Raw genomic sequence first — 25,927 nt, 5'->3', positions numbered from 1 at the left:
CCCTATGCATGGCTACGTCACGCGCTCACCGAATTGCCCCAGCGCGCGCCAGACGCCGATATCGAAGATCTGTTGCCGTTCAACTGCACCGCTCAAAAAAACCTGCCAGCTGACAACGACAGCGGCTGACGGTCGAACGCTCAGGATCAATCAAGCCGTTCCGATGATCCCGCTGCGGCCCGGCGTCACGCGACACCGCGGCCAGCCGCGCGCGCAGCCTGTGCAGCAAAATGCGCGCTTACTTTCCATCCCACCGACTGACCACCGAACCAAAGCGCGGCAGAGTAGAGATCAAGTTCGTATGTTGAAAAAGGGCCTCAAAGACGCGAACCAGAACGGCCTCAACGACAAACTTCCGAGCTTTTCTCGCAGCAGAGCGCCTGTCGTCCGGGTCGAATGAGACGTCCAAGGTTTCGGGCTTTTGGTGGCCCTTCTCGACAGCATCGAGACCGACAACTACTGCGTTCAGCGATGCAACAGCCTCGCCGATGTCGTCCAGCAACTCAGAAAGAGGTTGAGATTTCCATTCAGTCATTGGTGGCGCCGTCAGGAATTGAACCTGCTCTGCCTGCTTTGATCAATGGTTGGCCTCTACTCGGCAGGAGTGCTACCGTTACACTTCGGCACCTTGGTCTGCTTCTAGCGTTAGCCGCCGCCAATTTCTACCTTTAATTGGCAAGCTCAATGGGCCCTTAATCCAGGTAGCCCCGACTCTATCGTCGCCCGGACACCATGTGGACGGCGGAATACTCGCCGAAATCTTTCGCTGCCGCAGGGCACCAAATGGCTGCCTCTCGTACGCATCCCTGCGCAGCTCCGAACAGTCTTTCCAACGCATGTACCTCTCAAGGCTCGTGGATCGGTGTTGTCTTCGGCCTACGGATCAAATCGAGCGCAACGGTCGGGGGCGTGTCGCAGCCTAAACAGCGAACTTCCAGATACAGGCAGCCCGCGTTTACTGCGTCACCGAGCGTGGGCGATGGCTGCGCAGGTCCACGGAAGCCAAGCATGCGTTTATTCCAAAGCCCACACGCGAGCTATCGAACTCCTTGCGGACGCCTTGGCGCGCTTCGCCGCTGCAGGAACTGATGCACCGCAAATGGAATGTCAGGACTTGGTGGTCATTCCCATGATCGGACCGGACGCGCTCAATGGGAAGCCGCTAGGATTTGCGAGGGTGACCTGAGGGCCTTCAGCGTCCGCGGGTGTGGATAGAGCATCCGGTGCCACCCATCACGCTGCCCCCCGCGAAACCGATGGCCAGGCCTCCAGATGACTCTACGGAGTCCACCGGTAGCCGTTTGGGTCGGCCGCCCTAGGGTAGCCGAAGTGGCCACAAACGAATCCTGAGTCACCGCTGGGCCGTACAGGCCCACCTTGGAGGCCGAAGCTGGGAAACAGACGGGGGAAGGAAAAAATCGCCCCAGCGGTCCTCTCTGAATCGCCCTTCTGTCGGAGCGGGCGCAGGAAGCTCGGTATTCCCATCCGGTCATTACATTCCCACGCGCTCTGCAACGTAAAACGTTTCCAGTGTACCTAAGTAACCTCTTCTCTCTTCTACCCTTCTTCATCCTTCCCCCCTCCTCCTTGGTGTCCCTTCGGTTCCTCTGGTTGGCTTTTTTTTGAGAGTTTTTGACCAATTTATCTTCAGGAGAGGTATTACTCGTCGCTGATCGTGGAACTTCTCTCGAAGCACTGCTTGTGCTGCTTCGGCGCCATGAGCTGGCACGATGAGGCTGTCATGGACACTCAGGCTGGGAATCTGGTGCTTTCGCTTGAGCTCCAGCATCGTAAATAGCATGACGTTGCTTTCGATCCACATGAGGTCGGCCCAGCCATAGGTCACAGCCCTTAGCGGCTGCCCCCAAGAAGCCAGAGCCGGATACTTAGTCAGTGCAGCCTCCATGATCGTGGACGGCTTGTACTGGCTCAGCTCAGGCATCTTCTGGAGCATACGCGGTGGCCACCTCTTGATAGGCTTTGAGTTTCCGAAGGTGGCCACCATCCATTGCTTCACTGCGTCGCGGTGTACCGGCCCGAGGCCAGGAAGGTCGTAAGGATCACTCTCGGGCAACTGGATGCCATTGAGTGAGAGGAAGATTGTGAGATAGCTCGCTCTAATGTCTATCTCGGCGACAGGCTCGCCGTTGATGGTCATCTTCAGCCGCTCATCGCTGCTCATGACTTGGTAGCTGTCGGTGAAGTGCTGACTGTAGAGCCGCCCGCCCATGTTCCAGTGGAAGCGAGGGTTATCACCGTTGTTATAAACGCGCACATATCCATGGTGTGATCCACCACGAAGCTTCTGTTGCGCGAAAAACTCATTTAGTTCCTTCACTTGGTCTTCGATGAGCGTGACAACGCCGGCCCTCTCGAACTGCATAGGCGCCCCCACGGGCTTGGTCTTCACCCAGTATTGGCCCTTCTTGGTGGCTCGCAGCTCAACGACCTCGGTCGGCAGGTCATACTCAAACTCAAAGTGATCATGAACGCTCGCAGGATCGACAGAGCGGTCACGGCAGAACGCCAACAGGGCTGGTGTAGCGCGGAAGCGAGCGCCGAATTTACCTCTGTCTTCGTTGGAGACCTTGTGCCCATCGACATGTTGGATGAACCCGAGTTGCATCAGGACGTCCACCAGCCTACTGAACGTGCGGTACGAGACCGAAGCGCCGGTGAACGATTTCGCGTGCATGCTCCGGTAGACCCACGGGTTAGGCTCCGGCTCGCTATCGCCATACCCTCGCAACAGGTCCGCTAGGAACGCTCCCACCGCGTAGTCCAGCTTCTCGGCGGTGTTGTTGCGTTTGTTCTTCCGCGCTCCTGTCGCGAGGGCGTGGTCATCCAGCATGCGAGCCAACGTGCTCACGAGAGCCTTGGCCTCCGCGGAGATAGGGTGCGCCCGTAAGCTGGCATAGGTTGCGGCTTGTAGCTCGTCTTGATCGATGGGAATGAACGTCATTTCGTTTTGTTGCCACGAGCAGTGGTCGGTGTGTTGAGTGGCCGGACGCGCGACAGGTCCAATCCGGGATACGAGATGCCTTCGATGGTTTTGCGCAGCGTCGCGACACCCCAGCGGTCGATCATGTACTTCGCGCCGTAGTCACGGCTAACTGACTTGTTACGGCTGCTTCGGCCGGGAAGGGCATCACGCAGCTCCGCGTCCGGTGTGACGCGTCGGAGGGCGTCTTGGAAGCTGTGACGAAATGAATGAAAAACCCTATCAGGACTCGTTACCCCGATCTGCTTGCGCAGGTAGTTTCCGAACCATTTCGACCAAGCGGAGAGAGCGCGGCGCTGGTCTGGAGCGATCAGAGGGAATAGCCAAGCGTCTGCACCATCACGCGCCCGCTGTTTCACGTAATCCAGAAACCCAAGCCTTATGAGTTCAGGGTGAATGGGAACGACGCGTTCTGACGCTTTCGTCTTGACGCGTTTACCTGCACGCCGATTGGCCACAATGAATAGGAGCGGCACACGTTCAAGCTCTTGAACATTCGAGACCTGAAACCCCGCAATCTCAGCCTGACGTGCACCGGTGAACAGTGCCAACACCGGAAGCCAGAAACCGGCGGCCCCTTGGGCACCCGTAGGTACTTCGCCGCCTGTAAAGATTGGTGCGTTGAAGACGGCCTGCAGTTCCGACGCGTTGAAGGAGCCCCGCTCGGACTGCTCCTCCTCTAGCCGCATGTTCCTGAAGGGATCGGGCCACGGCACATCATCAGGCACGAAGCCCTTGTCGTAGCCCCAGTTGGCGATGGCCTGCGCTGCGCCCAGCTGCTTGTTGACGGTTGCCACGGAAACCTTGGGTGCCTGAGGATGCTCGCACCCCCATTGGCTCAGCTCGGGCAATCCGGCTTTCCGCAGGTCGCCGTTCCTGATCTTGGGGACCAAACGGAGGGCTTCGCGAAATGCCAGAGCGTGAGAGCGCTTGATCGAAGCTATGGCTAGGTTGCCGTGTAGCTGAATAAACATCTCTACCGCGCGCGCGTATTCGTGGGTGACGTTCTCAGGCCGCTCGCGCTCCTTCTTCCAACCCTCCAACGCGTCGCGCAGTGTGCCTCCTTCGTGGGCCACAGGGGCGCCTGGGTGCGCGTAGGCTGAGTGTGGTGTCTCGATGGGCTCCCCGGCATTTCGCCGCTCTATGTCCTTCAATCCACGAACGTGAGCGGCCAGCACGGCCATTCCGAGCCTGCGATACGCGGCGCTCTTGCGGTCCAAGTTGCACTGGAACGCATACAGCAGCTCGTCCAGCTCCTCCCGCATCACAGTGATGTCTCCCCGCGCAAGTGCGGCTGAGACCATCGGCAGTTGATATTCGAGGAGTTCCGCGCGCTTGAAAATCTCGCGGTCCGACAGTCCTGCCTCAGGCAAGACACCCACAGCGAAGGGCGTGTCGTATTCGACCCCCGCAGTATCCAGCTGCTTTGCAACGCCCTGAAACACAGGCTCAGACCCGGTGCCCTCCCTGCGCTCCTCCTCATCATCAGCCAACATGGTCGCGTAGTAACTCTCCGCCATGCGCTTGATTTGCGTATCGGTCAGGGCTGTGACGACAGGCTGTTCTTTAAGGAGAGCTTCCGCTTCCGCGATGATCCGGTTGAAGTCGGTCAGGACGTGGGGCGCCGCTGCTTTCGCTTCTTTCAGGTTTTTTGTGCCCAGCGATTTTTTGAGAAAGACGCGACGAGGTTCGTCAGCATCCAGAATGCTCGCGACCGCCGCCTGCAGGTGCGCAGGCACCCTTTGCTGGACGTAATAGGTCCCGTGTCGGTCTTTGATTATCCCCATCGACACCCGCACCAAAGCTATCACCTTCTGCTACCACCAGACAGCAGACAAAGCCATGATTTGCGTGATGTTTTTGAAATCTCAGCGCTTCTAGAGCCGCTGGCGCTCCCTAGGGGAATCGAACCCCTGTTTCAGCCTTGAGAGGGCCGCGTCCTAACCGCTAGACGAAGGGAGCGTGACTTCAGGCAATAGCCTCGAAAGCCGAAAACTGCAAGCGAGCTTGGCTCAGGGTTCGCTGACGAAGCGCAGTTTTCCCGAAGGTTTCAGCGTTTTCGCGTCGAATGTGCGGATTTCGGTGGCCCCGCCTATATCAAGGGTCACCACCAGGCGGTCGCCGGCGATGCCGGTGGACACGATGCGGGCGCCCTTCGGCAGGGCGGCCGTGACGTCGGTCGTGGCGGCAGGGCTTCCCTCCCCGCGGTAAAAGCGATACCCGACGGCGATGAGGACCACGGCCACCGCGAGCGCCGAGGTCAGGCCCGCGATCAGCATCATCCGCCGCACCCGCGCGATCAGGGCGGCCTGCTCTTGGGTCGGTTCAGGAAACGTTGTTTCGGTCATGGGCGGCTCTTTAAACATGATCGGCGGAAGTGGAAACCGGTTTTGCCGAAGAAAGTAAGCGCGAACGAAGCGAAACAAGGCCTGTCGTCCCCTGGTGTCCCGCCTGTTGCTCCCCTTGGGGCCCAAAGGCTGGCCGTCGTCGTTCAGGGCGACGAGGGGTCGTCCCGGCTCGACCGTGTCCTCGCGCAGCGCATTCCGGACTTGTCGCGGTCACGGCTGAAGGCGCTGATCCTCGCCGGCTCCGTCACGGTCAAGGACGCTCCCGTCCGCGACCCTGCTTTTCACGTCGCCGAAGGCGACACGGTCGGGGTGGAGGTTCCGGAAGCCGTCCCGCCGGAGCCGAAGGGCGAGGATATCGCACTCGACATCATCTATGAGGACGACGACCTCATCGTCATCGACAAGCCGGCCGGCCTCGTGGTGCATCCCGCCGCCGGTCACGAGAGCGGCACGCTGGTCAACGCCCTGATCGCCCATTGCGGCGCAAGCCTTTCCGGCATCGGCGGCGTACGCCGTCCGGGAATCGTCCATCGGCTGGACAAGGATACCACCGGCCTGATGGTGGTGGCGAAGAACGACCAGGCCCACCAGTCACTGACCGCGCAATTTGCCGACCATGGCCGCACCGGGGAGATGGAGCGCGGCTATATGGCCTTCATCTGGGGTGTGCCGAACCGCCAGCGCGGCACCATCGACGCGCCGATCGACCGCCATCCGCATGCGCGCGAGAAGATGGCGGTGCGCGAAGGCGGTCGCGAGGCGGTCACCCATTGGGAGCTGCAGGAGATGTTTCAGGGGCGCGACGGCAAGCCGGTGGCCTCCCTGCTTGCGTGCCGGCTCGAGACCGGACGGACGCATCAGATCCGGGTACACCTCGCCCATATCGGCCATCCGCTGCTGGGCGATTCCGTCTACGGCCCGCACTTCAAGACCAAAGCCAGCCAGCTCGGCCACGAGGCCCAGGCCGCGCTGGCCGCCCTCGGCCGCCAGGCGCTCCACGCTTACCTCCTGACCATCGAGCATCCGAGGACCGGAGAAATTTTGCACTGGGAGGCTCCTCTACCGGAGGATATGCTTCTCCTGGAACGCGCCCTAAAGGCGGCGCTATGACGCATCCCTTGAAAAAGCGTTGATATGACAATAAGTTATACCAGCCACACGGGGACGTGACGTCAGCAATCCTTCCCTATCGTGGCCCGTTGGGTGTATGTTGCACGTGCGTTGAATATCCAACGCGGAACATCGCAAGCCGGTCGGCTTTAACACAGCGGCCGCCTGCCGGGCCCGCCGCTATCGGGGGCCTGAACCACTGGAGGGCGCAAGTATGGCCCGTACAGCTACCTTACCGGTTCTCAATGGAGAATCCGGCCTTTCCAGATACCTCGCCGAGATCCGCAAGTTCCCCATGCTGGAGCCCCAGCAGGAGTACATGCTCGCGAAACGTTGGCGCGAGCACGACGATCGCGACGCGGCACATAAACTCGTCACCAGCCACCTCAGGCTCGTGGCCAAGATCGCCATGGGCTATCGCGGTTACGGCTTGCCGATATCCGAAGTCGTGTCGGAAGGCAATGTCGGCCTGATGCAGGCGGTCAAGCGATTCGAGCCCGAGAAGGGCTTCCGTCTCGCCACCTACGCCATGTGGTGGATCAAGGCGTCGATACAAGAGTACATCCTGCGTTCCTGGTCGCTCGTGAAAATGGGCACCACCGCGAACCAGAAGAAGCTGTTCTTCAACCTGCGCAAGGCGAAGAGCAAGATCTCCGCGCTGGACGAGGGTGACCTCCACCCCGACCAGGTGAAGCTGATTGCGAGCCGCCTCGGCGTGACGGATCAGGACGTGATCGACATGAACCGCCGCCTCGGCGGTGACGCGTCGCTCAACGCACCGATCCGCGACGACGGCGAAGCGGGCGAATGGCAGGACTGGCTGGTCGACACCGCGCCGAACGCGGAAGCCTTGATGGCGGAGAGCGAAGAGTTCGATCACCGCCGCCAGGCTCTGACCGGCGCCATCAACGTGCTCAACCCGCGCGAACGCCGCATCTTCGAGGCGCGGCGCCTTGCGGACGAGCCGATGACGCTGGAAGACCTCGCCGCCGAATTCGGCGTGTCGCGCGAGCGCGTGCGGCAGATCGAGGTCCGCGCTTTCGAGAAGGTGCAATCGGCCGTCAAGGGCACGATCGCCAAGCAGGAAGCGGCGCTCGAAGCCGCGCACTGACAGCGCGACAGCGCAGCATCCAAGAGCCGGCGGCAACGCCGGCTTTTTTTTGTTCCTAAAGCATCGGTTCTGATGGAATCAGAACCGATGCCGTTTTCTTCACGCGAACCGGTGTCCACTTCGCTCGAGGTTGAATCGGCCGCGAGTTGACTTCACCTCCCCCGCTTGCGGGGGAGGTCGGCGCGAAGCGCCGGGTGAGGGTTCTCTCCTCTCGGGGGATCCCTATGCGGAGACAGCCCCCACCCCAGCCCTCCCCCGCAAGCGGGAGGAGGGGGCGCAGCTCCATCGCGGCCGCATTTCAACGTCATCGGATCACGCCCTACTCACCCCACTCCCGCGCCATCTTCGCCAGGGCGCAGCCTTCGCAATAGCGGGCGTCCTTGAAGTCGATCCAGTTGTGGGCGTAGACGCGCTCAAGCGGGATGTCGTAGCGGGCGCGCAGCACCTTCACCAGGATCCGCCACGCCGCGACCTGCGCCGCCGTGGCCTCCCGCGTCACGTCGGGATAGTTGCCGGCGAATTCGACGCCGATCGAATTGCCGGCGACGACCTGATGATAGGTCGCCCCGTTGTCGATAAATTTGTTGTCGTTGCGATTGGCGCCGTCCCCATGGGTCGTCACGAGTTTCTCGTCGACCGCCCAGTAGACGGTGCCGTCGGTCTCGACCCACACCATCACGCCGCGCCGGCTCGGGTTCTTCGATTGCGCCTGTGCACCGCCGCGGGCCGAGCCTGCCGGACCTTCGGTCTGGTGCACGATGATGTTGCGCCAGGGATGGGATTTTGCGACGTCGCCCCAGGGCGCGAGCCACACCATGTTGAGGCCCGGGATTTCGGGTGTGCCCGAGGATCGCGCGATCGCCGCAAGATCAGGCGTCTGCGCGTAGGCCGAGGTGATCACCGCCATGGTGCAAAGCGCCGCCGCAAGCAGGCGAAGGTTCATGCATCGGCCCCTGTGACCGCAGCCTCGCGTGGCACGGCTCACGCCGTCTTGCGCCTCACCATATCAGGCATATCGGGGATTTCGGGCACCAGCGCCGGGGCCGGCTCGGAGATCGCGTAGCCGTCGCGGCCGCGCTTCTTGGCTTCATAGAGCGCCTGGTCGGCGACGACGAACAGTCGGTCCGGATAGGCGCCGATCTCCGCGGTCCACTGCGCAACCCCGATCGACACCGCGATCGGGATCTCCCGGCCCGAGCATTCCGCCGCGTCGGCCCGGCACACCTCCAGCAAGCGGCGGGCGATCATGGCCCCCTCGCGCAGCGTGGATGACGGCAGCACGATGCAGAACTCGTCGCCGCCGCTGCGCGCCAGCATGTCGCCGGGCCGCAACCGGGTCTGCGCCATCAGCGCGAAATGCTGCAGGCAGGCGTCGCCGGCGGCATGGCCATGGGTGTCGTTGATGCCCTTGAAACCGTCGAGGTCGATCACGAGCAGCGCGAACGGCTCGCCGCTGCGTACGGAGCGGGCGCACTCCTCGGTCACCCGCTGCAGCAGATGGCGGCGGTTGCCGACCCCGGTGAGGTCGTCGAGCAGTGCGAGATCGGCGACCTCGTTGCGCAGCCGGTCGATCGCCATCAACAGAAAGCCGAAGTTCCAGGCCATCGACAGGAACACCAGCGCCAGCATCAGCACCGCCTGGAGCCCGTTGAAATCGACGATCGTGAGGTCGCCTCCGATCCCCAGCAGCGCGCATGCGGAGCGGATGAAATAGACGGCGAGGATGAGGACTGAGCAGAAGACGCCCAGCCGGGCGCCGGCGTTACGTTCTTCGCGCTGTGTCATCAATAGATGCAGCGTCATCGCAACCGGGATCGATTGCCCGAGCGAGTAGATCGCGATCCGCATCGGCATGTCGTCCTGGACGAACAGGAAAAAGGCGATGCCGATCCATGTCAGGCCGGGGATGACCACGGCGAGGCGCCAGGTGATGGGCTCATTGTAGAAGCGCTGGATGCCCATCAGGCAGGACCAGCATGCCATCATCAGCAGCACGCTGCAGCTCAGCACCAGCAAGCGGAATTCCCCGACGCCGCGCAGCATCGAGGTCACGGCGCCCGCCGTCGCCAGGAGCGCCGCAGCGGTCCAGAACCGCGACGCCTCGAACTTCGGGTAGCTGCGCGCGACGTAGATCCAGACCAGGCTCATCGCGCAAAAATTGGCGACGCAGGTCGTCCATAGCGTCGGAACGCTCAGCACCGCAAATCCAGGATGTGCATCCTGCCCCTTCCCAAGGTGAACGGGCCGCCCGTGACGGCTCTCTCGCGACCGCAACATGCGGCCGTCTGGCTTAACGGAATCTCAATTCGATCGCCTATTCGGTGCTGTGGTTTTGAATCGATGAAGATCGAATTTCCGCAGCATTAACCTTGTCGGCGCGGCCGTTGATGGGGCGTGAGCCTGTGGCGACAGGTGGAAAACGCGCAACAGCTGTGGATAACAGATGACAGCGAGGTGACAGCGCGCGGCAGCGCGCCGCGAATCTGTTGAGCTTGTCAACCGAGGATGTTGCGAGGTTGGCCCTCCGCCAAGCATGCCTCAGCGTCGCGTTCAATCCATGAAACCCTGAGAGGATACTATGGCTAAGAAAGCGAAGAAGGCGAAAAAGGCGAAGAAGGCCACCAAGAAGAAGGCCAAGAAGAAGTAGCTGTTTCAGCCCGGGCCGCGGCGCGCGCTCGCCGTGCCCGGGCGCTCAACGGGGTTCATCAAAACGGCGGGCTTTGGGCCCGCCGTTTGATTTTGCGCTCCACTTTTTCGGATCACGCCCTGGCTCGCGCCAGCACCATCCGCTCCGCCTCGCGGATCACATCCAGCGGGGCCCAGGGCTTCGACCAGAATTTCGCGCCATCCGGCAGCTTCCGCCGCAGCGGTTTGCCCGAGGTGACGATGACGCCAAGGGCGGGATTGCGGCGCTTGGCGATATGGGCGAGTTCAACGCCGTCCTTGTAGCCGGCGAGCTCGACATCGGTCATCATCAAATCAAGGTCCTCGCCGTCGCGCTGCAGAACCGCTTCCGCAGCTTCGGCGCTGGCGCATTCGATCACATCAAAATCACTCTCTTCGAGTAAGAGCCCGATCATCTGCCGCTGCATCGGGTCGTCTTCAACGACGAGCGCTCTTGCGCGAAGCGGCCTTGCTTGTTCCATGGGCGCCTCCGTTCCTGCAGTAATACATGTTAAGAACTTCCACCGCGATCTGGTTCAGTTCCAGCGGCGAAAAACTTGCGGAACCCTGTGCTACAGATGAGTCCCCCCATTTCTGGGAGCTGAAGCAATGACTGCGATCTCCGGAAGTGCGGTGGCCGTCACGGGGGCCGCCAGCGGCATCGGCCGGGCGCTCGCGATCGAGCTTGCCGGACGCGGCGCCGATCTCGCGCTGGCCGACCGCGACGAGGCCGGCCTTGCCGCGGTGGCCGCCGAGATTGCGAAAGCGGGCGTGCGGAAAGTCACGGTGCATCGCGTCGATGTCGGCGAAGCCGATCAAATCGCGGGCTTCGCGGAAGCCGCAAACCGCGCGCATCCGGCCCTCAACATCCTCATCAACAATGCCGGGGTCTCCCTGCTCGGCCAGTTCCACGAGATCGACGAGGCGCAGATGGAATGGCTGTTCAACATCAATTTCTGGGGCACGGTGCATGCGACACGCGCCTTCCTGCCGCAGCTGGCGCGCCAGCGCGAAGCGCACATCGTCAACGTCTCCTCGATCTTCGGCATCGTCGCACCGCCCGGCCAGACCGCCTATTGCGCCGCCAAATTCGCCGTGCGCGGCTTCTCCGAAAGCCTGCGGCATGAGCTTGCAATGTCGGGCAGCCCGGTGCGGCTGTCGGTGGTTCATCCGGGCGGCGTCGCCACCAACATCGTCCGCAATTCCCGCACCGGCGTCGGCGTATCCGACAATACGCGGCGCGCGCAGGCGATCGAATGGTTCGATACGGCCGCCAGGATGACACCGACTGCCGCCGCGCACACCATTATCGCCGGCATCGAGAACAACCGGCCGCGCATCCTGATCGGCCGCGACGCCCGCCTGATGGACCTGCTGCAACGCTTCCTGCCGGCGACGTACTGGTCGGTGCTGCAGCGGCGGCTCGGCAGGGAGACGGCGCAAGCGGGGAAGTCCTCGCGATAGCGCCGTAGGATGGGTAGAGCGAAGCGAAACCCATCATCGCGCAGCTTGCTCCATCGCGATGGGCTTCGCTTCGCTGCCGCGTGATCGAATGAAAGATCGCGGCAAAGAGGCGAGGAACAACACGATGCAGACGCTGAGCAGGACGATGTCCTTGAATAGGAACTCGCCGGCCAAGTTCCAGGCCATCGGGTCGGTCGACCAGCTCCATTTAACGACACCGGGCGTCGTGAAGAAGAACGACCAGGTGACGGCGAACGTCATCACGCCCAGCAGCGAACTGAGCGCTGACAGGACCGGGCTGAATGCCCCGGCCGCAAGAAGCACCGCGATGCCAAGCTCGGTAACGCCGAGGACATTGGCTTCTCCCCGCAGACCAAATACCGACAACCAAGAAATAAATGGACTATTGCTGATGTATTGAACGATGCCTTGTGCCGACTGCAACGTGAACTTCTGCATGCCGAACGACACGAAGATGACGACCATGACCCAGCGGAGGATAGCCAGCAGTCGGTAAGACCCGTCTCCCCTTTCGGCGATGTTGAAACGTGTCTTCATGTGGCTCGCCTCTTGACTGAGATCGACGACGCTGACGGGTTGAAGATCATGACATCCCGTACGCACCGGCAGCGCCCGCCGTTACGAGTCCTGGTTCACAACGGTGTGTATGGAGTTCTCGCGGACGCAACGACCCACGGCGCGCCATCAGCGCTGTCTGGATTCGTGCGTCGTGCTTGGGCTCACGCGTGAACCACGACCAATTTTCCCCTGGCCTCGTTGGCCTCCATGACGCGATGCGCCTCGCGGATCTCTTCGAAACGGAAGACCCGCGTGGGCTTCACGTCGAGCCGGCCCGCGGCGGCGTCGGCGGCAATCTGCTGAAGCGGCACGTCCGACAGCGGAAAGCCCGGAGTCCCGAACACGAAGCTGCCGAAAAAGGTCAGGTAGACGCCGCTGGCCATCTGCAGCAGCGGATTGAAGTCGGGGATCGGATCAAGACCGCCGAGCCAGCCGGCCAGACAGGAACGGCCGCCGCGCTGAAGCATGGCAAGAGAATCGAGCATGACCGTATTGCCCACCAGGTCGAGCACAGCATCGATCTTCTTCGCCTCGGGAATGACCTTCGACAGATCGCGGCGCTCGACTTCGCAGCGCTCGGCGCCGAGCTTTTCAAGCATGGCGAAGCGATCGCGGTTCCGGCTCGTTGCGATCACATGGGCTCCGGCGTTGACGGCCATCTTGAGCGCGGCCTGACCAAACGAGGAGGTCGCGCCGCGAATGACGAGCAATTGCCCCTTCTCGATCCCGAGATTGCGAAACAGGCAGGTCCATGCGGTCGCATAGGTTTCGGGAATCGCCGCCAGTTCAGCCCACGGCAGATCCGCTTCGATCAGCGCGACATTTGAAACCGGTGCGCAGGTATATTCGGCATAACTGCCATTGATCGTGCGGCCGAGCCCGCCCATCAGCGCGGCGACTTTCGCGCCGATTGGAAACTCGCCGCCGGGGCAGGATTTGACGAGGCCGACGCACTCGATGCCGCTGACCGGAGCGGCCTCTGCCCACTCGCCCCTGCGCATATGCAACTCGGCGTGGTTGATGCCGAACGCCTTTACCTGGATCACGACATGTCCAGCCTTCGGTTCAGGCTCCGGGATCTCCTTGATCACCAGGCTGTCGAGGCCACCAAATTTTTCGAGAACGATTGCGCGCATCGGACCACCCTCTCTTTGTTTGAGCATGATCTCCGCGCAAACGCTTCGCGTTTGTCGCGAGGGAAAACCGGTTTCCACTTTCCGGATCATGCTCCGGAAGGAACTGCTCGGGCCGCATTGCTGCGGCTATGCATCGATTTCACTTCAAGCGCGAAAGAAAATCGCGGATCACGGCGGCGATTTCTTCGCAGTGAGTCTCAAGTGCAAAGTGGCCGGTGTCGAAGAAGCGGACTTCCGCACCCGGAATGTCTCGCTTGAACGCCTCCGCACCCGGCGGCAGAAAGAAAGGATCGTTCTTGCCCCAAGCCGCCAGGAACGGTGGCTTGTGCTTGCGGAAGTATTCCTGAAAAGCCGGATAAAGCGCGACGTTGCTCTTGTAGTCGCCAAACAGGTCCAGCTGCACCTCGGCCGCGCCCGCGCGGGCCAAATAGAAGTTGTCGAGTGAATAGCCGTCCGGTGAAACCGAGGCAGTATCCGACACGCCGTGCGTATATTGCCAGATCGTCGTCTCCGGGGCGAGGAAAGATCGGAGCGCGTTGCGATTGGCTTGCGAGGGATCCTGCCAATAGGCCCGGATGGGACCCCAGCCTTCGCTCAGCCCTTCCTCATACGCATTGCCGTTTTGCGAGATGATTGCGGAGATGCGTTCGGGATGGCGAACGGCGAGACGAAATCCGGTCGGGGCACCGTAGTCGAACACATAGATTGCGAACCGAGTAAGGCTGATCACCTCGGTGAAGCGTTCGATCACTTCGGCCAGTCGGTCAAAGGTGTATGAAAACTTGTCGCGAGGCGGCATGTCGGATTGGCCGAAGCCAGGCAGGTCCGGCGCGATGACGCGAAAGCGATCCGACAGCGCCGGTATCAGCTCGCGAAACATGTGGCCGGACGTTGGGAACCCGTGAAGGAGCAGCAGTGCTGTCGCATCGGCCGGCCCGGCTTCGCGATAGAATACCTTGAACCCGTCGACATCAGCCTTCCGGTAATGAACATTGGTCATGAAGAGTTCCCCAGCTTCGAGGTAGTAACCTTCTTATAACGCATTAAGCGGTTACTACATCCGATGTGGTCGATCCAGTCCATTCGGCTCAATCCCACGTGACTGCGTTCGGCGCATCAAGCCGACAGGAAGGCGTCCAGGATCTGGGTTGTTTCCGTTGGGTTTTCTTCGGGAAAGAAGTGGCCGCCCTTCATGGCTTGACCCTGTACATTCTCGGCCCACCTCCGCCAGATTCCCAATGGGCCGCCATCCTGTCCGTAGAAAGTATCGAGTGGACCGCCGGCAGCCCAGAGATGCAGCATCGGGCACGCGATACGCCGTGAGTCTTCCCTGTCCTTCTTGTCATGCTCGATATCCAGGGATGCAGCCGCGCGATACTCCTCGCAGATTGCGTGCACGCGGGCGGGATCGCGATAGGTTTCGATGTACGCCGCTCTGACATCGGGACCAAAGGAGCCTTCGCCAAACGGATTATCGAAGACAGCACCGGGTGCGCCCAGAAGATACTTTTCCGGAAGCGGCTCCTTCTGGCATAGAAGAATCCAGGGCCAATATGTCGTGGCGAACTTTGCATTGGCGCGGGCCCATCCTTCCGAGATCGGGATGACGTCAAACACCGCGAGACGTCGCACCCTTTCAGGATGATCGAGCGCAAGGCGATAGGAAACGCGGCCACCACGGTCATGCCCGACAAGATCGAATTGCGAGAAGCCAAGCTTGTCCATCACCGTGACAAGTTCGTTCCCCATTGCCCGCTTTGAATAAGGGTAGTGATCCTCGGCGGAAGCGGGCACCCCGCTGCGGCCATATCCGCGCAGATCGACGCAGATCACCGTGTGCTTGCTCGCCAGTTGCGGCGCCACGTGACGCCACATCAGGCTGGTTCGCGGAAAACCATGCACCATGAGCAGCGGCGATCCTTTTCCGTAACGCCTGATGAAAATGGTGTTGTCGCCGGTGTCGATTTCCGCGGTCTCAAACTGACCGGAAGCGGCCGGCGCGGCCTCGTCGACAGGCTGAGCGGCGGCGCGTTGCGAGAGGGTCAACGATAGTGCGGTACCGGAAGCGGCGGTAATTGCGCGAAGCACAGTGCGACGTGCGACGTCTGTCTTGTCCGTCATCTGCTGGACTCTCCCTGACAATGGCTGCGGATGAATGCCGACCGCGCTGACGCGACCACATGAAGTTCCCGTCCCTCAGGCGCAGTAACTTGTCTGTTACGTCATCTCCGGTTACGTCACTTCTCCTTGATATGGCTGTTCCCGCCCACTTAGACCGGCCTCACGTGACCATCTTTCGTTGGGCAAACGGGTTTGGTTACAGGGGACGGAAAATTTCTCGCGTGCCGCACGGCGGGATTGACCGCCGGGACATGCGGAGCCGGAAAACAGGCGAACTACTCGTGGGCGTGTCCAGGTGCTGCACGATTGTCGATATCCATGCTGGACGACGGTCCACTCAGAAAGCCGTTCGAAACCAGAGCCTTTCTTGCCAGAGCCTTGCTTGCCAGAGCCTTGCTTGATTGCGTCGAGAGGAGCCTCTCCAATGAACACCATCCGCGATAAGATTGCCGGTTGCGCTGCATGCGCCCGGAGTTCAGCCGAGAAGCTGCTGTCCTACGACGTCACAGGTCGTTCGTCGCCAGGCGCGCAGAACGCATTGCAGTCCACGGATTGGAATAGCCGTTTCGAGCGATGGGGCGGCCTGATGGTCGCCGCGCAAAATGGTGACAGTCAGGCCTACGAGCAGTTGCTCCGCGAAATAGACCTCTGGCTCCGCCGTTACTATGCACGGCGGCTTCCATATCCCGTATCAGATGATGCAAGACAGGATGCACTTCTCGCGATCCATGCCAAGCGGCACACATACGCTCCGTCGAGGGCCTTCGGAGCGTGGATCATGGCGATTGCACGCTACAAGGGGATCGATCGTATCCGTGACGCGTCTCGATTCGCCGCGCTCCCGCTCGACGAAGACATACCGACCGAGGACCACGAGGGGCCTGCGGTCAGTGCCGCCACGATGGACGATTTGCTTGGCCTCCTGAAGCCCGCGCAAGCCATCGTGATCCGCCTCGTGAAGCTCAACGGCCTGAGCATTGCCCGCGCGTCCGACGTCACCGGCCAGTCCGCGCCGCTCGTCAAGATCAACATCCATCGCGGCCTGAAGAGACTCGCTGCCCTGGTCTCCTGCGACGTCGTTGCCGCAACGACGTCCGCTCATTCTCGGAAACGCCGTGGCGCGCGTGGAGAGAGCAGGTAAGGGGCAGAGTCGTTACGCGTCGCAACCGGTTCGGCCGCAGGGCGCGTCTCTAACCCGCGACATCGCTTTGTGCGGGTTATTGAAGGCAAGCTGTCAGCGGCTATATTTCACCTTGCCGGCCTATGCCCGCTGCTCTGGAAACCCCGTGACAACCAAGCGCCCGCCACCTGTCTTCATCGCCGATAACCCGGGACTGGACTTCCTGAATTCCATTGCGGTCCCGGTGGACGTCAAGGTCGAGTGGCTGGCCTCGGGGGAAGATCTTCTGGCATGGCTGAAGCAGGCCGGATTGGTGCCGGACGAGGTGCTGAACGCTTTTCGCAAGGGCGCCCTTCCCGGCGAGCTGGATGCCATTGCCGCGCAAGCGCGTGCGCTGCGGGACTGGTTCAAGCCCTTCGTCTACAAACATATGGGCAGGCCCATTGAGCCGAGTGCAGTGCGCCAACTCGAACCGCTGAACCAGTTGCTGGCGCGCGACGACGAATTCGGCCAGCTCGTGGTGCGTGATCGGCCCAACAAGAGGGACCATGGCCATGGCGGGGTTTCCGGCCTCGTCTGGCGCCGACAGCGGCGTTGGCAATCACCGGAGTCGCTGCTTCTCCCATTGGCGCGATCGCTGGCCGACCTCGTCTGCACCGAGGATTTCACCTGCGTGAAGGCCTGCGAGGGCCCGGATTGCACGCTGCTGTTCGTCGATCGAACCCGAAGCCGCGGGCGCAGGTGGTGCAGCATGGCGGTGTGCGGCAATCGGGCGAAACAGGCCGCGCACCGGAAGCGCGCTCAGCAGGCAAAACGTTCAAAGTAGATCGCCCAATTCGTAATCAGCTCCGCGACAAAATTTCAGCATCGCGGATACTTCTGATATAAAAATATGATATATATCAATATGATATAATATATTGCATGCAGCATACAAAATGTTGTTGCCGCTGGCCTTCGATCGGACCAGACTTGGCGACGTCAGGGGACGAATGAACGTCAATGGAGACGCTCGCCAGAAGTCTGCCGGCAGTAGGAGGGAGCAATGAGCGATCAGGTGACCGCGATCGGAGCGACGGGCGCCATCAGGCCGACCGGCGTGCGCTGGAATATCTTCCTGCTGATGCTGTTCCTCATCTCGATCAACTACATCGATCGCGCCTCGCTCTCGGTCGCGATGCCACTCATCTCCAAGGAGTTCGATGTTGATCCGGCGATGCAGGGCCTGATCCTGAGCTCGTTCTTCTGGACCTACGCCTTCATGCAGATTCCCGGCGGCCTGCTCGCCGACCATTACAAGCCACGGATCGTGATCGCCCTGGCGACGATTTTCTGGGGAGCCTTCCAGGCGATCGCAGCGGTCGCCACCAACTGGTGGGTGCTGCTGCTGACGCGGCTTGGACTGGGCGCATCGGAAGCGCCGATCTATCCGGCGGGCGGCAAGCTCAATGCCATCTGGATGACGCAGACCGAGCGCGGGCGTGGCGCGACGCTGCTCGACGGAGGCGCGCCGCTCGGCGCCGCGCTCGGCTCGATCGTGATCGCGTGGTTGATCGCGGCTTTCGATTCATGGCGCACCGCCTTTGTCATCGCCGGCGTCGGCACGATGCTGTGCGGCATATGGGCCTGGTACTACATCCGCAACGAACCGCGCGAGCACCCCTCGGTCAACGAAGCCGAAGCGCGCTACATCGAACAGGCGCATGCGCTGGAAGACGCCGCCACGCCGCCCTCCTCCGGCGGAAACTGGATGGCCTATTTCCGCTTCCGTTCGGTCTGGTGCATGTGCCTGGGCTGGATGTTCTTCAACACCACCTTCTACGGCCTGCTGACGTGGATGCCGACCTATCTATTCAAGGTGCACAATTTCGACATCAAGGTGCTCGGCGGCGCATCCTTCATCATCTTCTTCTCGGGCTTCGTCGGCGAATTGGTCGGCGGCTGGATCGGCGACACCTGGCGCAGCCGCGGCGGTGCACCGAACCTGGTATTCCGCACCTTGTTCGGCATTGCCGCCATCATGGCGACGGTGTCGATCTTCCTGGTGGCCTATGTGCGCGACCCGGTGACGGTCGTGGTGCTGCTGTCATCGACGCTGTTCTTCCTGCGCTGGTGCGGAATGTACTGGGCGATCCCCTCCGCGCTTGCGGGCCGCGACAAATCGGGCTTCCTCGGCGGCTGCATGAATCTCGGCGGCAACATTGCCGGCATCATGACGCCGCTGATCGTCGGCCTGATCGTGCAGGCCACCGGCTCCTACTTCCTCGCCCTGATGTTCTTCGCCGCCGCCGGCGTTGCGCTGTTGATCTGCTCGACGCTGATCGACTACAGCCGCAAATTGCCTGTGTAAATCGGATGAATCGACGGATGGTCGCGATCTTCGAGGCTGCTACATGACTGGTCCCGTCCGGCTCGGCATGCTCACCCCTTCGTCCAACACCGCGCTGGAGCCGATCACCTATGCGATGCTGTCGGGCATCGCTGACGTCTCGGCGCATTTCTCGCGCTTCAAGGTGACTGAAATCGCGCTGTCCGAATCCGCGCTCCGCCAGTTCGACGACAGCGAGATCCTGCGCGCCGCCGAGCTGCTGGCGCATGCGAAGGTGGACGTCATTGCCTGGAACGGAACATCGGCAAGTTGGCTCGGCTTCGAGCGCGACGAACGTCTGTGCGAACGCATCACGGCCGCGACCGGCATCAAGGCCTGCACCACCGTGCTCGCCTACCGCAACCTGTTCAGGCGCCGCAAAACGGAGCGCATCGGGCTGGTGACGCCCTATCGCCGCGATGTGCAGGACAAGATCATCGCCAATTGGGCCGCCGAAGGCTTGCATTGCGTCGCCGAGCGCCATCTTTCGCTGCAGGACAATTTTTCCTTCGCGGAAGTGCCGGAGACCGAGGTGGCGAGGCTGATCGAAGAGGTCGCGCACGAGGGCTGCGACGCGGTCGCGGTGGTCTGCACCAACATGCGGGGCGCCGGCGCCGCCGCGCGGCTGGAGGCGAAGCTTGGTGTCGTGGTGTTCGATTCGATCGCGGTGACCCTGTGGGCGTGCCTCGCCGCAACCGGCGTTGATCCGTCACGCATCCGCGGCTGGGGCAGCCTGTTTCAAATCCCGATCGAGTGACACGGCCAATTTGATTGACGCGCTTCACAGGACGCTCGAAGGTGCGGAGATTCTTCACCGGAACGAAAACTGATCGTGACTGAGACCAAAGCGACCAAGACCAGGAAAGAGCCCAAGTCGCGCCGCGGCGTGACGGCGCTGCAACGGCGACGGCTGCGCGTGCCGCGAACCGGCCTGCATGAGCAAGCCGCGACGCGGCTTCGCACATTGATCGTGCGCGGCGACCTCAAGCCCGGCGAGCAACTGCTCGAAGCAGATTTGTCCGAGGCGCTCGGCATCTCGCGCACGCCGCTCCGCGAGGCCCTGAAGCAGTTGGCGGCCGAAGGCCTGGTCGAGCTGCGGCTCAACCGCAGCGCCGTCGTCGCGCCATTCCGGCGCGAAGAGTTGACCGAACTGTTCGAGGCGGTGAGCGGGATCGAGCGCTGCGCCGCCGAGCTTGCCGCGACGCGGATGGTGGAGCGCGATGTGGAGCGGCTGGAGGCGCTGCAGGAGCGCATCGAGTGGCACCACGACCGTGGCGAACTGCGCGAATATTTCGAGACCAACCAGCAGATTCACAGCGCCATCGTCGACTTCGCCCGCAACGCTGTATTGAAAGCCACGCACGATATCCTGCTGGCGCGGGTGGAACGTGCGCGCTTCTTCGCCCTGTCGGTCCATGGGCGATGGGATGAATCGGTGCGCGAGCATCAGGACATTCTGGCCGCGCTCAAGGACGGCGACGCCGACCGCGCCGGACAATTGCTTGGCCACCATGTCCGCCGCACCGGCGAGATCATGGCCGCCACACTGGACTCCGACGCGGACGATGCCAGCCCGCCGAAAGCCCGGCCCAGCATGCGCAGCGTAACGAGAAAGGCCGCGTCGTGAAGATCCTGCTGCTCAATCCCAATACCACGTCAGCGGTGACCGACCTGCTCCATGCGGCCGGCGCGCAGGTGGCCTCGCCCGGCACCGAGCTGGTGGCGATGACGGCCAGCCGCGGCGTGCCCTACATCGCGACCCGCGCCGAGGCCCAGATCGGCGGCGCCATCGCGCTGGAAATGCTGGCGGAGGCCGGCACCGGCATCGATGCGGCGATCATTGCCGCCTTCGGCGATCCCGGCCTGTTCGGCGCGCGCGAACTGTTCGACCTTCCGGTCGTAGGCCTTGCCGAAGCCGCGATGCTGACCGCCTGCATGGCGGGTCAGCGCTTCTCTATCGTCACGTTCGCTCGCGCGCTCGCGCCCTGGTACCAGGAATGCGTTGCCATGCATGGCCTCGGCGCGCGCTGCGCCGGCATACGGACGCTCGACGATGGCTTCCGATCCATCGCCGATGTCCAGGCCGAGAAGGAAGACATGCTGGTGACGCTCGCCAACCGCGCCGTCGAACAGGATGGCGCCGATACCGTCATTCTTTCCGGGGCGCCGCTGGCCGGCCTTGCCGCCAAGGTCAGCCATCGCATTCCGGTGCCGGTGATCGATCCGGTCGCCGCAGCGGTGAGGCAGGCCGAGACGCTCGCCGTGCTGAAGCTGCGCAAGCCCGTCGCCGGAACGTTCCGCCGTCCCGATGCCAAGGCGACCATCGGGCTGGCGGAGCCGCTCGCCGCAGTCATCGAGCATCGGCCGCGACATGATGCGCAAGGAGGGTCCAGCTGATGCCGTTCGACACCATCATCCGCGGCGGCACCGTTGCGACCGCCGCCGACACCTTTGCCTGCGACGTGGGAATCCAGGGCGGCAAGATCGCGGCCCTGGGGCACGACCTCGGCGCGGCGGAGACGATCATCGACGCCACCGATCGCCTGGTGCTGCCCGGCGGCATCGACAGCCACGTGCATTTTGCCCAGCCATCCGGCGACGGCATCGTCATGGCCGACGGCTTTGCCAGCGGCACGCGTTCGGCGGCGTTCGGCGGCAACACCACCGTGCTGCCGTTCTGCCTGCAGGAGAAAGGCCAGACGCTGCGCGAGGCGCTGCGGCGCTACCACGCGCTGGCGGAAGGCGAATGTCACGTCGATGTCGCCTTCCACCTCATCGTCACCGACCCGACCGAGCAGGTGCTCGGCCAGGAGCTGCCGGCGCTGGTGGAGGATGGCTACACCTCGCTCAAGGTGTTCATGACCTATGAGGGGCTGGCGCTGTCGGATCGCGAACTGCTCGAAACCATGTCGGTCGCGCGCGAGACGGGCGCGATGCTGATGGTGCACGCGGAAAATTTCGACGCCATCCGCTTCCTCACCGACCGTCTCGAACGCGCCGGCAAGACCGCGCCGCGCTTCCATGCGACCTCGCGGCCGATCCCGGTCGAGCGCGAGGCCACGCATCGCGCCATCTCGCTGGCCGAACTCGTCGACGTGCCGATCATGATCGTGCACGTGTCGAACCGCGAAGCGATGGAGGAAATCCGCCGCGCCCGGCAGCGCGGGCTGAACGTGCTCGGCGAGACCTGTCCGCAATATCTGGTTCTGACCGAGAAGGATCTGGAACAGCTCAACATGGAAGGCGCCAAGTATGTGTGCTCGCCGCCGCCACGTGACATCGCGAGCCAACAGGCGTGCTGGGAAGGCCTGCAGCAGAAGGTGTTCTCGGTGTTCTCATCCGACCATTGCCCGTTCCGCTATGACGACCCGCAGGGAAAGCTCGCGCCCAGGGGCCGCACCAGTTTCCGCTGGGTGCCGAACGGCATTCCCGGCGTGGCGACGCGGCTGCCGATCCTGTTCTCGGAAGGCGTGGTGAAGGGCCGCATCGACCTCAACGATTTCGTCGCGTTCAGCGCGACCAATCACGCCAAGATCTACGGCCTCTATCCGCGCAAGGGCACGGTCGCGGTGGGATCGGACGCCGACATCGCGCTGTGGGATCCGAAGCGCAAGGTCACGATCCGCCATGAACTCATCCATGATGGCGCTGACTACACGCCCTATGAGGGGCTCGAGGTGACGGGCTGGCCGGTGCTGACCATGGTGCGCGGACGCGTGGTGGTCGACGATGGCATCCTCGTCGGAGCCAAGGGCCACGGCACCTACCTGCCGCGAAGCAAGCCGGCGGCGACGGCCAATTTCTGACCACGGGAGATCAACATGCCCTATGCGACGACGGATGACGGCGTGCGCCTTTATTTCGAGGAAACGGGAGCCGGCCGCCCCGTCATCTTCGTTCATGAATTCGCCGGCGACCTGCGGAGCTACGAGCTGCAGATGCGGCATTTCGGCAAGCGCTATCGCAGCATTGCCTTGAACGCGCGCGGCTTCCCACCGTCCGAGGTGCCGGAGCAGGTCTCATCCTATTCGCAGGCACGCGCCGCCGACGACATCCTCGCAGTGCTCGATCATATCGGCGAGCGGCAGGCGCATATCGTCGGCCTGTCGATGGGCGGCTTTGCGACCCTGCATTTCGGCCTGCGTCACCCTGAGCGGGCGCTATCACTCTGCGTCGGCGGCTGCGGCTACGGCGCCGAGCCGGACAAGCGCGAGACGTTCCGCGCCGAGGCCGACGTGATCGCCGACATGATCCGGCGCGACGGCATGACGGCGTTCGCCGAGCGCTATGCCTACGGGCCGACGCGCGTACAATATCAGAACAAGGATCCGCGCGGTCACGCCGAGTTCAAGGCCATGCTGGCCGAACATTCGGCGGTCGGATCGGCCAACACACAGCAGGGCGTGCAGAAGGAGCGGCCTTCGCTTTATTCGCTGGTCGAGGAGATGAAACGCATCACCGTGCCGACGTTGATCATCACCGGCGACGAGGATTGGCCGTGCCTGCTGCCGGGCATTCTCATGAAGCAGAGCATCCCGTCATCCGCGCTCGCGGTGATGCCAAATTCGGGACACGCGATCAACATCGAGGAGCCGGAAGACTACAACCGGATCGTCGGCGATTTCCTGGCCCAGGTCGATTGCGGCCGCTGGCCGCTCCGCGATCCGCGGGCGGTCAGCAGCTCGATCACGGGAATGAAGGGCTAGACTAGTTGCCCTCGCAAGCGTCCGGCCACACTCAATGCTCCCCTGGCTCGGCCGCCGCGGAAGCGGTTTCGTCCCGCTCGCGCGGCAGGCTGAACTTGAATACGGCCCCACAGGGCTGGTTCGGAGATGCCCCCAATCGTCCGCCGTGCGCCTCGATAATCGATCGGCAGATCGCCAAGCCCATGCCCATGCCTTCGGACTTGGTCGTATAGAACGCCTCGAACAGGCGTTCCACATTGCTCGGATCCAGCCCGACCCCGGTGTCGTGCACCGCTACGCCCACTGCCCCGGATTCATCGAGATGGGACCGGATCCAGAGTTCGCGCGGCCGCTCCGTCACCTCCTTCATGGCGTCGATGCCGTTCATCATCAGGTTCAGCAGCACCTGCTGCACCTGTACTCGGTCGCCGACCACAGGCGGAAGTTCGCGCGCTAACTCGGTCCGCAGCAGGATCCCATTGCGGAGCACTTCACCATGGACCACGGCGACCGTATCCTGGATCAGCTCGGTCACATCAACACTTCCCCTGATGGTGGGTGTCTTCTTGAGGAGCCCGCGCACCCGCCCGATCACCTCGCCAGCCCGATGCCCATCTCCGACGATGTGCTCGAACGTCCTTCGCGCCCCCTCGAGATCGGGCGGCTGGCGGTCGATCCAGCGCAGGCCCGCATAGCCGTTGCTGACAATGGCGCTAAGTGGCTGGCTGACCTCGTGGGCGATGGAGGAGGTCAGCGCGTTCATCGTGGTGACGCGCGTAATATGGGCGAGTTCGGCCTGAGCCTCGTGCAGCGCCTCCTCGGCCCGCTTGCGCTCGGTAATGTCAGTGATTGTCACCAACACGCGATCGAGCCTGGAAGGTCGGGGCGGAAAGGTGATCGCAAAGAGGACTGTCAGTTTGTCTCCCTTCAGTGTTTGGAGAATCGTTTCGGCTGAAAAATATGGGCGCTCTTCTGCGACGGCGATCAACTCCCCGGCAAACGCTTCCAATGTTTCGGAGGTGAATACGGCATCCAGCGAATGGAGGAGCTCATCCTTGCTCTGCGCTTTGAACAGCTCGACTGTTGCATCGTTTACGTCGACAACCTTCGCACACGAGATGAACTCTCGTACGATCTCCGGATGTGCCGCAAAATAGGCGCGGAAGTTTTCAACGCCTTGAGCTCTCAGTTCGTCGATGGCCGCTTTGATCTGAGAGAAGTCCTCTTCCCAGATCGACACGCCCGCCGTCCGGAAGATGCTCTTGTATCGCCTCTCGCTCTCCCGCAGCGCATCCTCCGCGCGCTTGCGATCGCTGATGTCATTGTTGGTCTCCAGGATCGCGACCGGAAGGCCACGTGCGTCCTTTTGCAGCGACCACCGACTGGCCACGATTGCCTGCGTGCCGTCCTTCCTCGTGTGGACGAGCTCTCCTTCCCAGCGACCGGTGCGAAGCAACTCTTCCATGATCGCTTTGAGCGGCATGGGAAAAATCGTGCGCATGAGGTCGTGAGTGACCCTGCCGATGGCCTCTGCCTTCTTCCACCCGTACAGCTCCTCGGCGCCGCGGTTCCAGTAGGTGATGACATCCTTCATGTCGCGCACAAAGATTGTATCGTGGGTAAGGTCGAGGAGTCCTGCCTGCTCGCGCAAAACCATCTCTTGTGATCGGCTTTGCACGGCGAGGAAAGTCGCAACGCCGATCGCCGCAAGGCTGAGAATGCGGTTCGAAATGGAGATGGTTTCGAAATCGTCGTCGTATGGCGTCAGAAAATGAGCAAGCACCGTCAGCACCATGCAGCCGAAGGATACGAGCACAACACCACGCGTTTGAAGAAACCGGGCACACAGCAAGACGACGCCGACGTACAGCGCGGCAATCACCGATTCGGCGGGGGTGATTGCGTCAACGATGAAGGTCCCAATAGCGATGGCGACGCTAAGGATCAGATAAGTACGCGAGGTGATCGCCGTTGGCGAAGTCGCATTGTCGTCCATTGGTTCTGCTCCGGGCGCCTGTCAGGTCTCGAAACGGCCAAGGAAGTGCGCCCCGCAATCGCGGTCGGCACCATTCATTCAGCCAGCCTGGCAAGCTGACCCTCGGGTTTTCCGGAACGACGCAGCACGGGCGCTGCTTTCATCCCCGTCATTCCCACCGGCGGCGACGGCAGTTTGTCCCGACATTTTCATTGGCCGCAAGAGCCAAGAACCCTGCCTCATGG

Annotated in this window: 24 protein-coding genes, 2 tRNA genes and 1 pseudogene; 12 read left to right on the top strand and 15 right to left on the bottom strand. The window is 62.3% G+C overall.

The annotated features are described in order from the left end of the window. The coding region (locus K288_RS52575) for a transposase domain-containing protein (RefSeq protein ID WP_152535634.1) at positions 1 to 129 on the top strand (129 nt) is incomplete at its 5' end. Positions 130 to 238: 109 nt separating this feature from the next. Here K288_RS52575 and K288_RS0122665 read toward each other — a convergent pair. The 7 genes and pseudogenes from K288_RS0122665 to K288_RS0122640 form a co-directional block, all read right to left on the bottom strand. Next, the gene (locus tag K288_RS0122665; RefSeq protein WP_027581623.1) at positions 239 to 535 is read right to left on the bottom strand and encodes a hypothetical protein; all 297 of its coding nucleotides are present in this window, start codon (positions 533 to 535) and stop codon (positions 239 to 241) included. Continuing rightward, a tRNA-OTHER gene (locus tag K288_RS52570) sits at positions 536 to 628 on the bottom strand. 90 nt (positions 629 to 718) lie between these two features. Continuing rightward, positions 719 to 1,101, bottom strand: a pseudogene (locus K288_RS54845) (hypothetical protein); the annotation flags it as partial. Positions 1,102 to 1,567: 466 nt separating this feature from the next. Then, on the bottom strand, positions 1,568 to 2,962 hold the full coding sequence (locus K288_RS0122655; RefSeq protein WP_027581621.1) for a hypothetical protein: 1,395 nt from the start codon (positions 2,960 to 2,962) through the stop codon (positions 1,568 to 1,570). Continuing rightward, positions 2,959 to 4,800 (bottom strand): site-specific integrase, encoded by a 1,842-nt coding sequence (locus K288_RS0122650; RefSeq protein ID WP_343208230.1) that lies wholly within the window; start codon positions 4,798 to 4,800, stop codon positions 2,959 to 2,961. The genes K288_RS0122655 and K288_RS0122650 overlap by 4 nt, the downstream gene beginning before the upstream one ends. An 88-nt stretch (positions 4,801 to 4,888) precedes the next feature. Further along, positions 4,889 to 4,963, bottom strand: a tRNA-Glu gene (locus tag K288_RS0122645). A gap of 50 nt (positions 4,964 to 5,013) precedes the next feature. Beyond that, positions 5,014 to 5,349, bottom strand: a complete 336-nt coding sequence (locus K288_RS0122640; RefSeq protein WP_027581619.1) for a hypothetical protein — start codon at positions 5,347 to 5,349, stop codon at positions 5,014 to 5,016. Between the two features lie 129 nt (positions 5,350 to 5,478). Here K288_RS0122640 and K288_RS0122635 point away from each other — a divergent pair, with 129 nt between their 5' ends. Together K288_RS0122635 and rpoH are read left to right on the top strand one after the other, a co-directional pair. Further along, on the top strand, positions 5,479 to 6,459 hold the full coding sequence (locus K288_RS0122635) for an RluA family pseudouridine synthase (protein WP_027581618.1): 981 nt from the start codon (positions 5,479 to 5,481) through the stop codon (positions 6,457 to 6,459). Between the two features lie 214 nt (positions 6,460 to 6,673). Further along, positions 6,674 to 7,570: an RNA polymerase sigma factor RpoH gene (gene rpoH, locus K288_RS0122630; protein ID WP_027581617.1), complete on the top strand. Its 897-nt coding sequence runs from the start codon at positions 6,674 to 6,676 to the stop codon at positions 7,568 to 7,570. Between the two features lie 319 nt (positions 7,571 to 7,889). Here rpoH and K288_RS0122625 read toward each other — a convergent pair whose 3' ends face one another. The 3 genes from K288_RS0122625 to K288_RS0122615 all read right to left on the bottom strand — a co-directional run bounded on the left by K288_RS0122625 (position 7,890) and on the right by K288_RS0122615 (position 10,716). Beyond that, positions 7,890 to 8,513, bottom strand: a complete 624-nt coding sequence (locus K288_RS0122625) for an N-acetylmuramoyl-L-alanine amidase (RefSeq protein WP_027581616.1) — start codon at positions 8,511 to 8,513, stop codon at positions 7,890 to 7,892. A gap of 38 nt (positions 8,514 to 8,551) precedes the next feature. Next, positions 8,552 to 9,769 (bottom strand): GGDEF domain-containing protein, encoded by a 1,218-nt coding sequence (locus K288_RS0122620; RefSeq protein ID WP_027581615.1) that lies wholly within the window; start codon positions 9,767 to 9,769, stop codon positions 8,552 to 8,554. 560 nt (positions 9,770 to 10,329) lie between these two features. Beyond that, positions 10,330 to 10,716 carry a response regulator gene (locus K288_RS0122615; RefSeq protein ID WP_027581614.1) on the bottom strand — a complete coding sequence of 129 codons (387 nt, stop codon included), beginning with the start codon at positions 10,714 to 10,716 and terminating at the stop codon, positions 10,330 to 10,332. Between the two features lie 127 nt (positions 10,717 to 10,843). Here K288_RS0122615 and K288_RS0122610 point away from each other — a divergent pair, with 127 nt between their 5' ends. Next, positions 10,844 to 11,698, top strand: a complete 855-nt coding sequence (locus K288_RS0122610) for an SDR family NAD(P)-dependent oxidoreductase (RefSeq protein WP_027581613.1) — start codon at positions 10,844 to 10,846, stop codon at positions 11,696 to 11,698. A gap of 33 nt (positions 11,699 to 11,731) precedes the next feature. Here the strand turns inward: K288_RS0122610 and K288_RS46270 are convergent, their stop codons facing one another. From K288_RS46270 to K288_RS0122590, 4 genes are all read right to left on the bottom strand, one after another. After that, the gene (locus K288_RS46270) at positions 11,732 to 12,256 is read right to left on the bottom strand and encodes a DUF417 family protein (protein ID WP_051334672.1); all 525 of its coding nucleotides are present in this window, start codon (positions 12,254 to 12,256) and stop codon (positions 11,732 to 11,734) included. A 182-nt stretch (positions 12,257 to 12,438) separates the two neighbouring features. Next, positions 12,439 to 13,413, bottom strand: a complete 975-nt coding sequence (locus K288_RS0122600; protein ID WP_027581612.1) for a zinc-binding alcohol dehydrogenase family protein — start codon at positions 13,411 to 13,413, stop codon at positions 12,439 to 12,441. A 139-nt stretch (positions 13,414 to 13,552) separates the two neighbouring features. Further along, positions 13,553 to 14,413, bottom strand: coding sequence for an alpha/beta hydrolase (locus K288_RS0122595; protein ID WP_027581611.1), 861 nt, complete (start codon positions 14,411 to 14,413; stop codon positions 13,553 to 13,555). 116 nt (positions 14,414 to 14,529) lie between these two features. Beyond that, positions 14,530 to 15,459 (bottom strand): alpha/beta hydrolase, encoded by a 930-nt coding sequence (locus K288_RS0122590; RefSeq protein ID WP_343208227.1) that lies wholly within the window; start codon positions 15,457 to 15,459, stop codon positions 14,530 to 14,532. A gap of 499 nt (positions 15,460 to 15,958) precedes the next feature. Between K288_RS0122590 and K288_RS46265 the strand changes: the two genes are divergently transcribed. The 8 genes from K288_RS46265 (at position 15,959) to K288_RS0122550 (ending at position 23,728) form a co-directional block, all read left to right on the top strand. Further along, positions 15,959 to 16,675, top strand: a complete 717-nt coding sequence (locus tag K288_RS46265) for a sigma factor-like helix-turn-helix DNA-binding protein (RefSeq protein WP_244443220.1) — start codon at positions 15,959 to 15,961, stop codon at positions 16,673 to 16,675. Positions 16,676 to 16,787: 112 nt separating this feature from the next. After that, complete coding sequence (locus tag K288_RS0122580) at positions 16,788 to 17,480, top strand: ABATE domain-containing protein (RefSeq protein WP_244443219.1); 693 nt, start codon at positions 16,788 to 16,790, stop codon at positions 17,478 to 17,480. 219 nt (positions 17,481 to 17,699) lie between these two features. Further along, on the top strand, positions 17,700 to 19,004 hold the full coding sequence (locus tag K288_RS0122575) for an MFS transporter (RefSeq protein WP_043160441.1): 1,305 nt from the start codon (positions 17,700 to 17,702) through the stop codon (positions 19,002 to 19,004). Between the two features lie 43 nt (positions 19,005 to 19,047). After that, positions 19,048 to 19,779 carry an aspartate/glutamate racemase family protein gene (locus K288_RS0122570; RefSeq protein WP_027581607.1) on the top strand — a complete coding sequence of 244 codons (732 nt, stop codon included), beginning with the start codon at positions 19,048 to 19,050 and terminating at the stop codon, positions 19,777 to 19,779. A gap of 129 nt (positions 19,780 to 19,908) precedes the next feature. Then, a complete protein-coding gene (locus K288_RS0122565) occupies positions 19,909 to 20,649 on the top strand; it encodes a GntR family transcriptional regulator (protein WP_244443218.1) in 741 nt (246 codons plus the stop codon). Continuing rightward, a complete protein-coding gene (locus tag K288_RS0122560; RefSeq protein WP_027581605.1) occupies positions 20,646 to 21,419 on the top strand; it encodes an aspartate/glutamate racemase family protein in 774 nt (257 codons plus the stop codon). Before K288_RS0122565 ends, K288_RS0122560 begins: the two co-directional genes overlap by 4 nt. Beyond that, on the top strand, positions 21,419 to 22,828 hold the full coding sequence (gene hydA, locus K288_RS0122555) for a dihydropyrimidinase (RefSeq protein WP_027581604.1): 1,410 nt from the start codon (positions 21,419 to 21,421) through the stop codon (positions 22,826 to 22,828). The genes K288_RS0122560 and hydA overlap by 1 nt, the downstream gene beginning before the upstream one ends. Positions 22,829 to 22,843: 15 nt before the next feature. Then, the gene (locus tag K288_RS0122550) at positions 22,844 to 23,728 is read left to right on the top strand and encodes an alpha/beta hydrolase (RefSeq protein ID WP_027581603.1); all 885 of its coding nucleotides are present in this window, start codon (positions 22,844 to 22,846) and stop codon (positions 23,726 to 23,728) included. A gap of 31 nt (positions 23,729 to 23,759) precedes the next feature. On the opposite strand, the gene K288_RS46260 is transcribed toward K288_RS0122550, so the two are convergent. After that, positions 23,760 to 25,703 (bottom strand): PAS domain S-box protein, encoded by a 1,944-nt coding sequence (locus K288_RS46260; RefSeq protein WP_051334671.1) that lies wholly within the window; start codon positions 25,701 to 25,703, stop codon positions 23,760 to 23,762. Between the last annotated feature and the right edge of the window lie 224 nt (positions 25,704 to 25,927).

The organism is Bradyrhizobium sp. Ai1a-2, assembly GCF_000426245.1.
Classification (GTDB): domain Bacteria; phylum Pseudomonadota; class Alphaproteobacteria; order Rhizobiales; family Xanthobacteraceae; genus Bradyrhizobium.
This window is presented reverse-complemented; position numbering and strand designations above follow the sequence as displayed.

What these genes read in the sequence shown, in the direction of transcription:
- K288_RS46260 (WP_051334671.1), bottom strand. Translation starts at nt 25,703, where the DNA reads ATGGACGACAATGCGACTTCGCCAACGGCGATCACCTCGCGTACTTAT.
- K288_RS46270 (WP_051334672.1), bottom strand. Translation starts at nt 12,256, where the DNA reads ATGAAGACACGTTTCAACATCGCCGAAAGGGGAGACGGGTCTTACCGA.
- hydA (WP_027581604.1), top strand. Translation starts at nt 21,419, where the DNA reads ATGCCGTTCGACACCATCATCCGCGGCGGCACCGTTGCGACCGCCGCC.
- K288_RS0122615 (WP_027581614.1), bottom strand. Translation starts at nt 10,716, where the DNA reads ATGGAACAAGCAAGGCCGCTTCGCGCAAGAGCGCTCGTCGTTGAAGAC.
- K288_RS0122655 (WP_027581621.1), bottom strand. Translation starts at nt 2,962, where the DNA reads ATGACGTTCATTCCCATCGATCAAGACGAGCTACAAGCCGCAACCTAT.
- K288_RS0122575 (WP_043160441.1), top strand. Translation starts at nt 17,700, where the DNA reads ATGAGCGATCAGGTGACCGCGATCGGAGCGACGGGCGCCATCAGGCCG.
- K288_RS0122595 (WP_027581611.1), bottom strand. Translation starts at nt 14,413, where the DNA reads ATGACCAATGTTCATTACCGGAAGGCTGATGTCGACGGGTTCAAGGTA.
- K288_RS0122625 (WP_027581616.1), bottom strand. Translation starts at nt 8,513, where the DNA reads ATGAACCTTCGCCTGCTTGCGGCGGCGCTTTGCACCATGGCGGTGATC.
- K288_RS0122570 (WP_027581607.1), top strand. Translation starts at nt 19,048, where the DNA reads ATGACTGGTCCCGTCCGGCTCGGCATGCTCACCCCTTCGTCCAACACC.
- rpoH (WP_027581617.1), top strand. Translation starts at nt 6,674, where the DNA reads ATGGCCCGTACAGCTACCTTACCGGTTCTCAATGGAGAATCCGGCCTT.
- K288_RS0122665 (WP_027581623.1), bottom strand. Translation starts at nt 535, where the DNA reads ATGACTGAATGGAAATCTCAACCTCTTTCTGAGTTGCTGGACGACATC.
- K288_RS46265 (WP_244443220.1), top strand. Translation starts at nt 15,959, where the DNA reads ATGAACACCATCCGCGATAAGATTGCCGGTTGCGCTGCATGCGCCCGG.
- K288_RS0122600 (WP_027581612.1), bottom strand. Translation starts at nt 13,413, where the DNA reads ATGCGCGCAATCGTTCTCGAAAAATTTGGTGGCCTCGACAGCCTGGTG.
- K288_RS0122640 (WP_027581619.1), bottom strand. Translation starts at nt 5,349, where the DNA reads ATGACCGAAACAACGTTTCCTGAACCGACCCAAGAGCAGGCCGCCCTG.
- K288_RS0122550 (WP_027581603.1), top strand. Translation starts at nt 22,844, where the DNA reads ATGCCCTATGCGACGACGGATGACGGCGTGCGCCTTTATTTCGAGGAA.
- K288_RS0122610 (WP_027581613.1), top strand. Translation starts at nt 10,844, where the DNA reads ATGACTGCGATCTCCGGAAGTGCGGTGGCCGTCACGGGGGCCGCCAGC.